Below are 12,829 nucleotides of genomic sequence, written 5' to 3' on the forward strand. Positions count from 1 at the left end.
ACAAAAGTTGGAAGCTCTTTTTGGCATCTGAACTAGTCAGACGGACTAGCGAAGTGTTCACATCACTTGCTAATCAAACCATCTGCAATCCGGCAGGTAAACATGGTTCCCACAAATCAGACTAAAAAGTCTGTTCGGCTCGTCGCACGAAGTTAGTGTAGCATATTTTGAAATTAATTACTAATCAGAACGCTTGTCATCCTGCTCATTTGCAGCAATCTGATCCAGTTTATCCTGGGTCCAGTCAACAAATTGGGCAAGGTAGGTTCCGTCGGGGTCTTTCACAAAGCTCGTTGAATCAGCTAACTCATCAATTCGCATTTTAGAACGGTTAACGTCTGGTGAAACGATAATCATGTAGACGTTAATGGGCTTCATCCCATCCCCAACCGTGATCTTAGCGATGTTTTTAGCGTAGTCTAACGGCAAGTTAATGACCGAGGTCTGCAGTTCCAACTGGATATCATGATCAGAAACCTTAATGCTGGCACTGGCAATGCTGTCCTCTTTCAAATTTGTCGCGATAAAATCTGTCATTTTTTTCAAGTTACCCTTTAAATCAGCCTCGAGCGCCTTTAACTTCATTTCCGTTGCTTGCTTTTGAAAATCATCGTTTCCAGCTGCTTCCACAAACTCTTTTTCGTCAATTTCCATTTTGTTCACCTAACTTTATTTTCTAAATTTCATATAATGGGCCACCCGTTCCTTGGTCGTGGCCTTTCTGACCTGGTACGCAATCGTAAACCAGTAAACGTTCACCATAATCGCTACGATCACTAGCACGATCACCGCAATTTTTAGTGGCCAGCCCGCGTGACTAATTGTAATCATGGCGATGATGGCCGCAATCAGTCCAATGGTGTAGATCACCTGCACGGCTGCCAACAAATAGTATCCCAGTCGACTTTGAAACGCAACCAGAATCATAGGAATCAGGTACATAATCGCCGCAATGGCCGAAGTTCTGATCAGACCATTGACACTTACCCTAACCGCCAATCGCATTACCGGCAGGGTCATGATTACATTTACTATCCAAAACAGGACCAATGAAATTAATGCCCACGTCAGCGTCTTTTTTCTTTTCATTTTTACCCATCCTTTTAGGTTAAGTATAACGAACTTCGCAATTTGATACCAACAATTTTTGATTTGGCTAAATCCGTTACGTAAAACCCTAAAACATGGTATAGTTAGTGTATAAGAAAACAAATGAGGTGAGCTAAATGGCCAAGAATTACAAGAGAATTTTAGCACCGGTCGATGGTGCTGAAGACACAATGCCTGTTATGAGTCGTGCGATTACAATGGCTAAACAAAATGACAGTCACTTAGATATTTTAAACGTAATTGAAGTTAACCAATTCAACCGTAGTTACGGAGATGCAATTACCGCCGACGCTGTTTACCAGTTAACTGACAAGACAAAGAAGATTCTTGAAACTTTGAAACAACAAGCAACTGATGCGGGTGTTTCCGACGTATCAATTCATATGCGTTTTGGAAATCCTAAAAAAGTCATTGCCAAGGAATTTCCAAGCGATCACCACGATGATTTAATTATCATTGGTGCTACTGGTCTCTCAGCCGTTGAACGATTGATGGTTGGCTCGGTCACTAGCTACGTTACACGTGCCGCAAAGCAAGACGTGTTAGTCGTTAAATAGTCATCATTAGTTTTGTCCACTTTTTAGTGGGCTTTTTTATTTTGAGGAATTTTATGAAGAACTGGAAATATCAATTAATTGTACCTAACGTAGCTGAAACTACCGTTCGTGAATATTTACACGAATATCTCCTTATTCCTAAGCATCTTATTTTTTCCCTTAGAAAAGCTCAACGGGTTCTGGTCAACGGGAATTATCGTCCCATGAACTTTCCGATCCACACTGGTGATCGGATCATGCTCGATTTTATCCCTGCGGATTTCCAAACTCCCTTTCCACATGTCATTCCCGATGCGTCGAAACCACTAAAAGTGGTGTACGAAAATGAGGATCTGCTGATCGTCAACAAAAATCGGGGTGACAAGACCCACGCTAACCAGCCTGGCGAAGTTGGCGCCACGTTAAATCAAGCAGAAAATTACCTGCAACCAGCAGCCGATGCTTACATGGTTCACCGGCTGGATCAACAAACCAGCGGAGCTATCATCATTGGGAAGAATCCGGCGGTGGTTCCGATTCTCGTGCGCATGATTAAGGATAAAACCGTTAAACGGACCTATCTTGCTTGGGTTCATGGCAGGTTAAACCAGCCAACTGGAGTGATTAATGACCCGATTGGACGTGATCCTAATGATCGGCGTAAACGGAAAATTAATGGAGTTCACGCCCAGTCTGCCCTTACCAACTATCGCGTAGTTCAAAGTGGAACGACCGCTACCCTAGTTTCCCTCCAACTACAGACCGGACGAACGCACCAGATTCGGGTGCACCTGGCATCCATTGGACACCCCATCATTAACGATCCCTTGTACGATCCAAACGCTCAGCCTGGTCATCCAATGCTTCTTCATTCTTGGAAAATCAAAATGTTAACACCATTTTATTATCAGCCTTTAGCGGTTTCTGCCCCGCTGCCACCTGAATTTAATATGTAAACAAAAAGAGCGAACTCATAAGAGTTCGCTCTTTCTAATTAATTAGTTCAATTAATTATTTTTTAGCTGGTTTTCTAAGTGGTTCCCATTTCCAGTTTTCAACTTCTGGCAAGTCAGTACCATACTCTCTGATGTAGTGGTCGTGCTTGTCTAGCATGTTGTTCATGTCTTGGATAAATCCAGTACCCTTAAGGGCATATTCTGGAATATCAGAAACAACTTCCTTAGACAGGTTGAATCTGTCTAATTGGTTCAAGACACGCATGTCAAATGGTGTAGTAATATCACCATTTTCACGGTATCCATGAACGTGAACGTTCTTGTTGTGACGATCGAAGAAGATAGTTCTGATAATGTCTTCGAAACCGTGGAATGCGAATACAACTGGTTTGTCTTTAGTAAAGAGTTGATCGAATTCCTTGTCGCTAATACCACGAGGGTCTAGTTCAGGGTTACGTAACTTAAGCAAATCAACAACGTTGATGTAACGAATCTTCATTTCAGGGAAACGCTTGTGCAAGATTGAAATTGCGGCAAGAGTTTCAAGAGTTGATTCAACACCAGCAGATGCCATAACAACATCAGGTTCTTCACCATTGTCAGTTGAAGCCCAGTCAATGTAACCGAGACCATTCTTAACAAGGTTTGAAGCTTCGTCAATGTTAAACCATTGTGGACGTGGGTGCTTTGAAGTAGTGATCAAGTTAATTCTTTCATAACTATCAAATGCTTCGTTACCTACAGCCAATAATGTGTTTGCATCAGCTGGGAAGTATTCACGGATGAACTCAGGTTTCTTCTCAGACAAGTGGGTAATCATACCTGGATCTTGGTGAGTGTAACCATTGTGATCTTGTTGGAATACAGTTGATGAATCGATGAAGTTCAATGCAGGGTACTTGTTTCTCCATTCGAGTTCAGAAGCTTTTCTCAACCACTTGAAGTATTGAGTAAGCATTGAATCTACAACTCGACCGAAGGCTTCGTAAGTTGCGAAGAATCCATGACGACCAGTAAGAGTGTATCCTTCAAGCCAACCTTCGTCTTGGTGTTCTGATAATTGTGAATCAATCAAACGGCCATAGTGAGCCATGTACTCATCATATGGTGGATTGATGTTTGGCATCCATTGACGACGAGTAACATCGAAGAGGTGCCATAATCTGTTAGACCATGTTTCATCAGGACCGAATCCACGGAAGTTATTAGGATTTCTCTTAGTAACATCACGTAGCCATTCTGACCAAACAACCATGTCTTCGTTTTCAGTAGCACCTGGAGTCTTGATGTCAAGAGCGTAATCACGGTAGTCAGGTAAGTCTAATGGCTTAGGGTCGATACCACCGTTAGTGATTGGGTTGGTTGACATCCGTTTGTCACCCTTAGGAGCTAACTCTCTAAGGTATGGCTTTAAAGTACCATTTTCATCAAATGATTCTTCAGGTTTGTAACTCTTCATCCATTCTACGAATTCATCAGCAGTACCCATGTCGTTTGCTGATAGTGGAATTGGAACTTGGTGAGCTCTGAATGATCCTTCAATTGGAAGGCCTTCAGCGTTCTTCTTAGGACCAGTCCAGCCCTTAGGTGAACGGAAGATGATCATTGGCCATTTTGGTTCTGTTGCAGTTTCTGCAGTTTGGTTCTCACGAGCGTTCTTTTGAATTGCTTTAATTTCTTCAATTGAAGCATCCATAACTTTAGCAAGCTTTTCGTGAGTTTCCATTTGGTCAGTACCGTAAGGCATGTTGGTTTCAACGAAACGAGGCTTCCAGCCCATACCTTCAAAGTACTTAGTAATGTCTTCGTCAGTCATACGAGCTAAGACAGTTGGGTTAGCAATTTTGTATCCGTTTAAGTTAATGATTGGTAAAACAGCACCATCAGTAACAGGGTTGATGAACTTACTTGACATCCATGAACCAGCCAAAGGACCAGTTTCTGATTCACCGTCACCGATTTCAACGGCAGCGATAACATCAGGATTATCAAAGATCGCACCAACACCATGTGAAAGTGAGTAACCTAATTCTCCACCTTCATGAATTGAACCTGGAGTTTCAGGTGCAGCATGTGATGCAATTCCACCAGGGAATGAGAATTGCTTGAATAGTCGAGCCATTCCGGCTTCATCTTGAGAAATTTTTGGATAGATTTCTGAGTAGCTTCCATCCATGTATGAATTAGAAACCATAACTTGGCCACCGTGACCTGATCCTTCAATATAGAACATATTAAGGTCGTACTTGTTAATGACACGGTTCAAATGGGTGTAAACAAAGTTTTGTGAGGCAATTGTTCCCCAATGTCCAATTGGCTTAACCTTTACATCTTTAGAAGTCAAAGGCTTCTTAAGCAAAGGATTAGCACGTAAAAATAGCTGACCTACTGACAAGTAATTTGCAGTATTCCAGTATTGTTGCATTTTTTCAAAATATGATTTGGAATCATAATCTACTGCCATGCTATAACACTCCTTTTAAATAATCGTCAGCTCGAAAACGAACTGAATCTAATCTGTTTTTGAAAGCGCCAAACTTATTGGCTTACCTACAACAACTATGATAAAGACTTTTGGTGAAATGTCAACCAATTCGACAATTGATACGAACCAATTTTGAGGCCCTAAAAACCCCAATTTCAAGCCTTTTTTTGCAAGAAAAAAGCCCTCAATTTTGCAATTGAAGGCTGAAAATATTTTATTCAATTCCACGAAGTGCTTTATTAATTAATGCACTAATAACTGATGGTGAAAACAGCCCCATAATTTGGGCAACTTGAGGAGCTGAAGTATCACCTGTAAAGATGACATTCAATGGGAAGTAAAGTTTTTTACCCTTCATCCCAGTTTCTTTGCCAACTTCATTTACAATCGGACCATAATCTAGTCCTTTATTTTGACCATTTTCACTGGCTTCATGAATCTTGTCTTCCAAAGCGTTAAACAATTTTTCCAAATCTTCGTGAGAAAAGTCATTTAGTTTTGAGTAGTCAATGTCTTGACCCAGGATGTTGTAATAGAAGTCCACGTATTCCATGATCTCAGTCAACTTGAACACACTGTGCTTATAAATATCAATGACGTGTTCAGCGTAGTCGTGGAGGTTCGGAATATCATCTTCCTGAATCTTCTTGGCAATTGGGGTCTGACCCTCTTCAACTAGTTCAACCACGCGATCAGCAATCTCACTTGACGACATGCTCTTAATGTATTGTGAGTTAATCCAATCGAGCTTGTGCTGGTCAAAGAATGCCGGTGACTTTGACATCCGTTTAGGGTCATAGGCTTTGATCAGTTCATCCTTAGTGAAGATTTCTTTTTCACCAACTGGAGACCAACCCAAAAAGGCAATAAAGTTAAAGATGGCTTCGCGTAGGTATCCTTCACGCTTATATTCGCTAATAAACTGAAGGGTATCCTTGTCTCGCTTACTTAGTTTCTTACCAGTCTTGGGATTGTAAATCAGTGAGATGTGACCAAAGTTAGGGTGTTTCCAACCTAAAGCATCATAAACGGCCATTTGTTTTGGCGTGTTAGCAATGTGATCGTCACCCCTTAAAACATCGGTGATGTCCATCAAATGATCATCGACAACTACGGCAAAGTTATAAGTTGGAAGTCCATCACTCTTTTGAATGATGAAATCGCCACCTAAGTTATCAGAGTTAAATTCAACCTTGCCTCTTACAATGTCATCCCATTCGTAGGTGTGATCCTTTGGAAGGTGCAAACGAATTGTGTATGGTAACCCCTTGTCTTCAGCAGCTTTGATATCTGCTTCCGAAGCACCATACCAACGACCATCATAATGAGGAGCTTCCTTATTAGCACGCTGCTTATCACGCATTTCTTTTAGTTCATCTTCGGTAGCAAAATCTTTGTATGCGAGGCCCTTATCCATGAGTTCAGTAATGTACTTATCGTACAGGTCTCTTCGTTCGGTCTGATGATATGGAGCATACTTAGGGTTAGGCTTATCAGGACCTTCATCCCAATCAATTCCTAACCACCGTAAGTTGTCCATCTGACTCTTTTCACCACTGGCAACGTTTCGCTTTAAATCAGTATCTTCAATTCGAAGAACCATCGTTCCACCGAAGTGTTTTGCAAACAAATAATTAAATAAAGCCGATTGTGCATTTCCAATGTGTAAAAAACCAGTTGGGCTTGGTGCATATCTAACTCTAACGTCCTTTTTTGCCATCATAATACTTCCTTTTTTTGCCAACATTGGCACTCTTTTAAATCTTTATGTACATTAAAATTCAACTAATGTACGTGACTACAACAACTTTATTATATCACTTTTGTGAATTTCAAAAAAATTAGGACTGACCATCATTTAATTGTTTAAATCCACAAACGTATTGTAATTAAAGTACTTGTAATGAATCCGCATGTTCGAAATCTCAAACGGTGTTCCATCGTCAAGAAAGAAGATTCCACCCATGATCACCACTGGCTCAGTTGGTTTTAACCCTAAGAGTCTCTGGTCTTCTGTGGTCGAGGGTTGGGCCTCAATTGACATGTATGATTTCGTTCCCGTTTTGTTAAGTTTCTCCTCTAAATAGTTAAAAATCGAACCACTCACTACCCGCTCATTCATCTTCGGAGCTACCTTTACCGGGATGTAGCCCGACTCAATAATAATTGGTGTGGAGTCAACCGACCGCAGGCGCTTAATCTCATACACCTGATCTCCGGGATTTAAGAAGAGGTCCTCCGCAATCTCAGCAGTTGGTGAAACGACTTTAAATTCTAAGAGATCAATCTTAGGGTCATATCCCTCTGTCTTCAGGTTGTTAGTAATCCCCAAATTTGAACCCTCATAACTAAAAATGGATTTATTCTTTAAATACAGGGGGTTGATGAAAGTTCCCGACCCCCGTTTTTTAAAAATAATTCCCTGCTCGGCTAGAATGCTCAGAGCCTGTTTCACGGAACTCCGACTAACACGATACTTAGCACTTAAAGTTCGCTCGTCTGGCAAGCGGTTCTGCTTGAAGTAATTGGATTCAATCTTCTTTTTTAAATCATCCATTACGCGTTTATAAACTAGATCAGTCATTCAAATACTCCTTACCGGACGTTTCCTACTTAACATTCTACCATACTAAGATACTAGTTCATTTTGACAAAAAAATAGAGCCTCGACAACATCGAAGTTCTATTATTGAAATTAATTATTCGTACTGATCAATTTCCTTTTCGGCGTTTTCATGTTCTCTCATGAAACGCTTATTACTCTTGTAAAGATCCCACATTACCCAGGCAAGCAAGGCCAAAACAAGAACAATCAGAATGTATGCGATTCCGTTCCCCATATCGGTCTGAGCTGGAGTTGGATTATCGCCGAAGAAGCTGACAATCTGACTTGGTAAACCATAGAGGTTCAAGAAAGTCAGTGCGATAACGGATGCCCAACCAGCAACCTTAACCCAGAGTGAGTTTACAAATCGTTTCCCACGCATCTCAAACTTGCTGTCAGTGAAGATTAGAAGTGGCAGCATTGAGAATGGTAGGGCAAAAGCCAGAAAGACCTGCGAGTTATTCATCAGCGTATTGAGCGCCTCATGCTCCTGAACCGCTGGCTTTCCACTACTCAAAAGCACACAGATAACAACTGGGATAATTGAAATGACACGGGTTACCAAACGACGGGCCCATAAAGGCATTCTCATGTGAATAAAGCCTTCCATAACAACCTGACCAGTTAAGGTACCAGTAATGGTAGAGTTTTGACCAGAAGCAAGCAATGCAACGGCAAACAGAATTGATAGAACCCCTGTCTTAGCAACACTTGCTAACAACGGGTTCGTCATGAATTGAGGATTCTTTAAAGCATCGAACAAACCGAAGAATGATGGATCTTTAACGGCACCTGACTTGAAGACCGCAACCCCCATGATCAATAGCAAAGCGTTAACGAAGAATGCCATTGATAACTGGATGTTTGAATCCCAAGCCGAAAACTTAACTGAACGTGCAACTGAATCTTCATCATTATTGTCGGTGTCACGAGTCTGTGAAATTGCTGAATGCAAGTACAGATTATGTGGCATAACGGTCGCACCAATGATACCTAAAGCACCACTCAATGGTGTCTGACCTCCAACGTATGGATGAGTTTCAACCGTTTTAATGTTTGGTACCAAGTTCAAGAAGACCTGTGACCATCTTGGGTTTGATAGAGCAACTTCGTAGGCAAATACCAAGAAGATAACACAAATCAAACAGACAACAATGGCCTCAATCTTTCTAAAACCGATACTAGTTAGAAGTAATAGTACCAAAACATCCAACACGGTGATCAAAACGGCAATCAACAATGGAATATGGAACAACAGGTACAACGCAATCGCCGCACCAATAACTTCGGCAATATCGGTCGCCATGATCGCCAACTCAGTGGTGATCCAAAGGACGATTCCTAACGTCTTACTCGTTCTTGCTCGAATGGCTTGCGCTAAATCCATTTGTGTCACGATACCAAGTTTAGCCGCCATGTATTGAAGTAACATCGCGATCAAACTTGAAATCAAGATAATTGACATCAGCAAGTATCCGAAATTCTGACCACCAGTAATTGAAGTGGACCAATTTCCGGGATCCATGTACCCCACTGCAACTAGCGCTCCGGGGCCTGAATACATGAATAATGTTTTCCAAAATCCCATTCCTTCTGGAACTTTAACGGTTCCGTTAATCTCTTGAAGGGATTTACCGTTCGCATACTCGATTAGAGCATGCTTTTTCTTTGGTTCTTGTTTCTCGTCTTTTTCACTCATTTTCCTTTGCATCTCCCTTCACGTTGATTCTACATAAATAAGAATTAAAAGTAAATAAAATTTTTACTTAGATTTTAGTAATATGATAAAATATCTCCGAGAGGTGAGCAGTTTGGCAAAGAAAAAGAAGAACCAAGTTCATAAAACACTAGTCGAACAAATCCTAGAAAAGCACAACATTCCATTTCAACAGATGATTTTTGCCACCCACGCAGAAGGTGACGTCCAGCAAATTACCACCGATGAGGCCGATGTGGACCAACACTTAATTTACAAAACCCTCGCCCTAACCGGAAAAACAACGGGTCCTGTGATCGGGGTCGTTCCACTTGATGAACGCTTAAGCTACAAAAAGTTGGCGAAAGCTTCTGGAAATAAAAAAGTCGGCATGGTTCCGTTAAAAAACCTCGTTAACACAACTGGATACAAACATGGAGCTAACACCCCTATTGGAATCTATGAACAAAAGGGTTATCCCATTTACATCGATCAAGAAGCCCAAAAACAGGGTGAGATCATTGTCTCTTCTGGTCAAATTGGCCGGTCAGTCAAGGTTAATGCCGATGCCATGGCCCAATTAGTGCACGGTCATTTTGCCGATATAACTGAATAAACTAAAACGTCGATACGATCGTATCGACGTTTTTTTATTGATCCCATTCCTGCTTGAATTCCGTTACGAAATCTCGCATGTACTGGGTTCTTTTCTTTCCAATTTGTTTAGCGGCATCCGTATTCAGATCGGATGCAATCTTGAACAGCTTTTCGTAAAAATGATTGATGGTAGTGTCATCAACTGCGTTGCGATAGGCTGCTTTAGTGGTTAAATCACGGGGCTTGATGTTGGGATCGTAAATGGTCCGTCCGTGAGCACCGCCATACTGAAATGCCCGCGCAATCCCAATGGCACCAATGGCATCTAGTCGATCGGCGTCCTGAACAATTTGCCCTTCCTTTGATAAGGACTGCTTGTGTTCAATGTTGTCACTAAATGACACGTGATTGATGATATCCATCACCTGGTTAATTTCATACTGGTCAAAGCCAAACTCTGTCAGCTTCGCCTTCACCTCATCACGCTTAGCATCCGGATCAGATACAATCTTATCGTCAAAAACATCGTGCAAGTACGCCGCCGTCAGTGCAATCTCACCATTAGCAGGTTCCGTTCCCATCAGTTGGAGCACCATGTTAGCCACCCGTTGAATATGGTCAAAACCATGGCCACTCCGATCCTTACTCATGTTTTCTTTCGCATACGTTCTGACTTTCGCAATTTTATCGTTCAATTATCTCACTCCCACAAAATAACTTACCATATTACTTTCAAACAAAAAAGAAGCCGTTTAAGCTTCTAACCAATTATACGATAAAATTAATGACTTCCATTAAGATTGGAACCACTACCACAAACAACACGGTACTGGTTACTACCAGATTGGTGGCGTAGTCCACGTCGCCATGCGCCTGACTAACCAGAATTGGTAGAACGGCTAGTTCGGGAGTAGCGGACTGAATAACCAAGGTCCCAAACTCGGGATATGTTACCGAGATTCCTGAATGCATAAAGACCAGTAACGTTCCGATCATAATAGCCGGCGCAATCACAAATCTTCCTACTAATCCAGCAATTGTATCTTTATCAAAATGAATTGAGGAAAGGCCAGCATCAGCTAGAATGATTCCAATGTAAATTAACGCCAAGGGCGTCACAAGTCCACCGATCATGTTACAGGTCTTATCGATCCACATCGGTAGTTTCACGTTAATAATTACGATCCAAGCCAATCCGAGGATAAATCCGATCAGTGGTGGTGGAAGAATTTGTTTCAAACTAAGTTTCTTCTTACTGTCACCCTTTTCCTTAGTTGGGTCATCTCCAGAAATGAAGAAGATCCCAATCGCCCAGGTTGAGACGGTATTCATCACATAGTAAACCAGAAAATAGGTCATCCCAGAATTACCAAACAAGGCAATGTTCAGTGGTAATCCCATGAAGATCGTGTTGGCGTTCACCGACATGTTAATAAAAGCTCCTCGACGACCCTTTTTGATTCTCAAAACAAACACTAACAAAATGGCGATAAGGTATCCCAAAGTAAAACTAATTAACGTGTACAGAAGTCCACCGGCTAATCCGACCAATTTCCCCCGGTTTAAATTATCTAAGACCGAGATAAAAATCGAGACGGGCAACGCGATGTTCATAATTAGAAACGAAACGTTTCCCTTAAAACCATCCGTCATCTTTCCAGAACGACGAATGAAATACCCTAAAGCAATAATAATAACAATCTCAGCGACACTCTCTAGTGAGGCAATAAATGCGGTCACTGTTTAACCCCTCCAATTAATTAATAAATTAAGTTGTACATAGTTCTACGTTAACACTTTCAAAACCCAGCCGCGTCTTTTCCCAAATAAAAAGAAGCCATAACTCATATGGCTTCTTAATTAATTATAATCTATACAATGAAGTTGATGATTGCCATCAAGATTGGTACCACAATCACGAACAGGATCGTACTGGTTACCACCAAGTTGGTTGCGTAATCCACGTCTCCGTGGGACTGGCTAACCAAGATTGGAAGAACAGCAAGACCTGGAGTTGCGGATTGAATTACCAATGTTCCAAATTCGATGTTAGGAATTCCAGCACCAGTGTGCATGAAGACCAACAAGGTTCCGATCATAATGGCCGGAGCAATTACGAAACGGGCAATCAAAGCGGTGATGGAGTCCTTATCAAAGTGAATTGATGAAAGACCAGCATCGGCTAAAATAATTCCAATGTAAATCAGTGACAATGGGGTTACTAGCCCACCAATCATGTTACAGGTCTTATCGATCCACATTGGTAACTTAACGTTCACAATTAGGATCCAAGCTAATGCGATCAAGAAACCAATGAGGGGTGCTGGAAGTAATTTCTTCCAGTTAAAGCTGCCTTTACTTGAACCCTTTTCCTTAGTTGGATCGTCTCCAGAAATGAAGAAAATTCCAATGGCCCAAGTTGAGATGGTGTTCATCACATAGTAAATCAGGAAGTAAGTCATTCCAGAAGTCCCAAACAGTGCCATGTTCAATGGTAAACCAATGAAGATGGTGTTGGCGTTTACCGCCATGTTAATGAAGGTCCCACGACGACCCTTTCTGATCTTTAAGATGTACACAAGGGCGATGGCAACAATATAACCTAAAGCAAAACTGATTAGGGTATAAAGCAATCCACCTGCCAGACCCACTAACTTTCCGCGGGTCAAATTATCTAATACTGATACGAAAATTGAAATTGGCAAAGCCACATTCATGATTAAGAATGAGATATTACCCTTGAAACTGTCGGCAAACTTACCCGATTTTCTTAGGAAATAACCAAGCGCAATGACAATGACAATCTCAGCGACACTTTCTAGTGAAGTAATAAACGCTGCCAAT

At 41.4% G+C, this 12,829-nt stretch carries 12 protein-coding genes; 3 read left to right on the plus strand and 9 right to left on the minus strand.

The genetic code is table 11. The features are described 5' to 3' along the window. Positions 1-180: 180 nt before the first annotated feature. Positions 181-654 carry a hypothetical protein gene (locus tag AC6UD2_RS06130; protein WP_500698335.1) on the minus strand — a complete coding sequence of 158 codons (474 nt, stop codon included), beginning with the start codon at positions 652-654 and terminating at the stop codon, positions 181-183. A gap of 15 nt (positions 655-669) precedes the next feature. Then, positions 670-1,089, minus strand: a complete 420-nt coding sequence (locus tag AC6UD2_RS06135) for a hypothetical protein (protein WP_039145100.1) — start codon at positions 1,087-1,089, stop codon at positions 670-672. Between the two features lie 137 nt (positions 1,090-1,226). Between AC6UD2_RS06135 and AC6UD2_RS06140 the strand changes: the two genes are divergently transcribed. Both AC6UD2_RS06140 and AC6UD2_RS06145 read left to right on the plus strand, forming a co-directional pair. Continuing rightward, positions 1,227-1,667 carry a universal stress protein gene (locus AC6UD2_RS06140; protein ID WP_010022979.1) on the plus strand — a complete coding sequence of 147 codons (441 nt, stop codon included), beginning with the start codon at positions 1,227-1,229 and terminating at the stop codon, positions 1,665-1,667. A gap of 53 nt (positions 1,668-1,720) precedes the next feature. Next, complete coding sequence (locus tag AC6UD2_RS06145; RefSeq protein ID WP_500698336.1) at positions 1,721-2,602, plus strand: RluA family pseudouridine synthase; 882 nt, start codon at positions 1,721-1,723, stop codon at positions 2,600-2,602. 55 nt (positions 2,603-2,657) lie between these two features. On the opposite strand, the gene AC6UD2_RS06150 is transcribed toward AC6UD2_RS06145, so the two are convergent. The 4 genes from AC6UD2_RS06150 to AC6UD2_RS06165 all read right to left on the minus strand — a co-directional run bounded on the left by AC6UD2_RS06150 (position 2,658) and on the right by AC6UD2_RS06165 (position 9,391). Then, positions 2,658-5,066, minus strand: coding sequence for a phosphoketolase family protein (locus AC6UD2_RS06150; protein ID WP_500698337.1), 2,409 nt, complete (start codon positions 5,064-5,066; stop codon positions 2,658-2,660). A 235-nt stretch (positions 5,067-5,301) separates the two neighbouring features. Further along, complete coding sequence (gltX, locus tag AC6UD2_RS06155; protein ID WP_010022982.1) at positions 5,302-6,807, minus strand: glutamate--tRNA ligase; 1,506 nt, start codon at positions 6,805-6,807, stop codon at positions 5,302-5,304. A 138-nt stretch (positions 6,808-6,945) separates the two neighbouring features. Next, positions 6,946-7,671: a GntR family transcriptional regulator gene (locus tag AC6UD2_RS06160; protein WP_500698338.1), complete on the minus strand. Its 726-nt coding sequence runs from the start codon at positions 7,669-7,671 to the stop codon at positions 6,946-6,948. Positions 7,672-7,786: 115 nt separating this feature from the next. Then, positions 7,787-9,391 (minus strand): Nramp family divalent metal transporter, encoded by a 1,605-nt coding sequence (locus AC6UD2_RS06165; RefSeq protein WP_010022986.1) that lies wholly within the window; start codon positions 9,389-9,391, stop codon positions 7,787-7,789. 112 nt (positions 9,392-9,503) lie between these two features. Here AC6UD2_RS06165 and AC6UD2_RS06170 point away from each other — a divergent pair, with 112 nt between their 5' ends. Then, positions 9,504-10,004: an aminoacyl-tRNA deacylase gene (locus AC6UD2_RS06170; protein ID WP_500698339.1), complete on the plus strand. Its 501-nt coding sequence runs from the start codon at positions 9,504-9,506 to the stop codon at positions 10,002-10,004. Between the two features lie 34 nt (positions 10,005-10,038). Here AC6UD2_RS06170 and AC6UD2_RS06175 read toward each other — a convergent pair whose 3' ends face one another. The 3 genes from AC6UD2_RS06175 to AC6UD2_RS06185 all read right to left on the minus strand — a co-directional run bounded on the left by AC6UD2_RS06175 (position 10,039) and on the right by AC6UD2_RS06185 (position 12,828). Further along, positions 10,039-10,680 carry an HD domain-containing protein gene (locus AC6UD2_RS06175; protein WP_500698340.1) on the minus strand — a complete coding sequence of 214 codons (642 nt, stop codon included), beginning with the start codon at positions 10,678-10,680 and terminating at the stop codon, positions 10,039-10,041. A 73-nt stretch (positions 10,681-10,753) separates the two neighbouring features. Continuing rightward, entirely contained in the window at positions 10,754-11,725 is a 972-nt protein-coding gene (locus AC6UD2_RS06180) for an AEC family transporter (protein WP_500698341.1), read from the minus strand. Positions 11,726-11,856: 131 nt separating this feature from the next. Then, complete coding sequence (locus tag AC6UD2_RS06185) at positions 11,857-12,828, minus strand: AEC family transporter (protein ID WP_500698342.1); 972 nt, start codon at positions 12,826-12,828, stop codon at positions 11,857-11,859. Position 12,829: the final 1 nt, after the last annotated feature.

The organism is Fructilactobacillus sp. X2R5C2 (assembly GCF_059901375.1).

Coding starts and splice junctions, on each gene's coding strand:
- AC6UD2_RS06130 (WP_500698335.1), bottom strand. CDS start 654: ATGGAAATTGACGAAAAAGAGTTTGTGGAAGCAGCTGGAAACGATGAT.
- AC6UD2_RS06135 (WP_039145100.1), bottom strand. CDS start 1,089: ATGAAAAGAAAAAAGACGCTGACGTGGGCATTAATTTCATTGGTCCTG.
- AC6UD2_RS06140 (WP_010022979.1), top strand. CDS start 1,227: ATGGCCAAGAATTACAAGAGAATTTTAGCACCGGTCGATGGTGCTGAA.
- AC6UD2_RS06145 (WP_500698336.1), top strand. CDS start 1,721: ATGAAGAACTGGAAATATCAATTAATTGTACCTAACGTAGCTGAAACT.
- AC6UD2_RS06150 (WP_500698337.1), bottom strand. CDS start 5,066: ATGGCAGTAGATTATGATTCCAAATCATATTTTGAAAAAATGCAACAA.
- gltX (WP_010022982.1), bottom strand. CDS start 6,807: ATGGCAAAAAAGGACGTTAGAGTTAGATATGCACCAAGCCCAACTGGT.
- AC6UD2_RS06160 (WP_500698338.1), bottom strand. CDS start 7,671: ATGACTGATCTAGTTTATAAACGCGTAATGGATGATTTAAAAAAGAAG.
- AC6UD2_RS06165 (WP_010022986.1), bottom strand. CDS start 9,391: ATGAGTGAAAAAGACGAGAAACAAGAACCAAAGAAAAAGCATGCTCTA.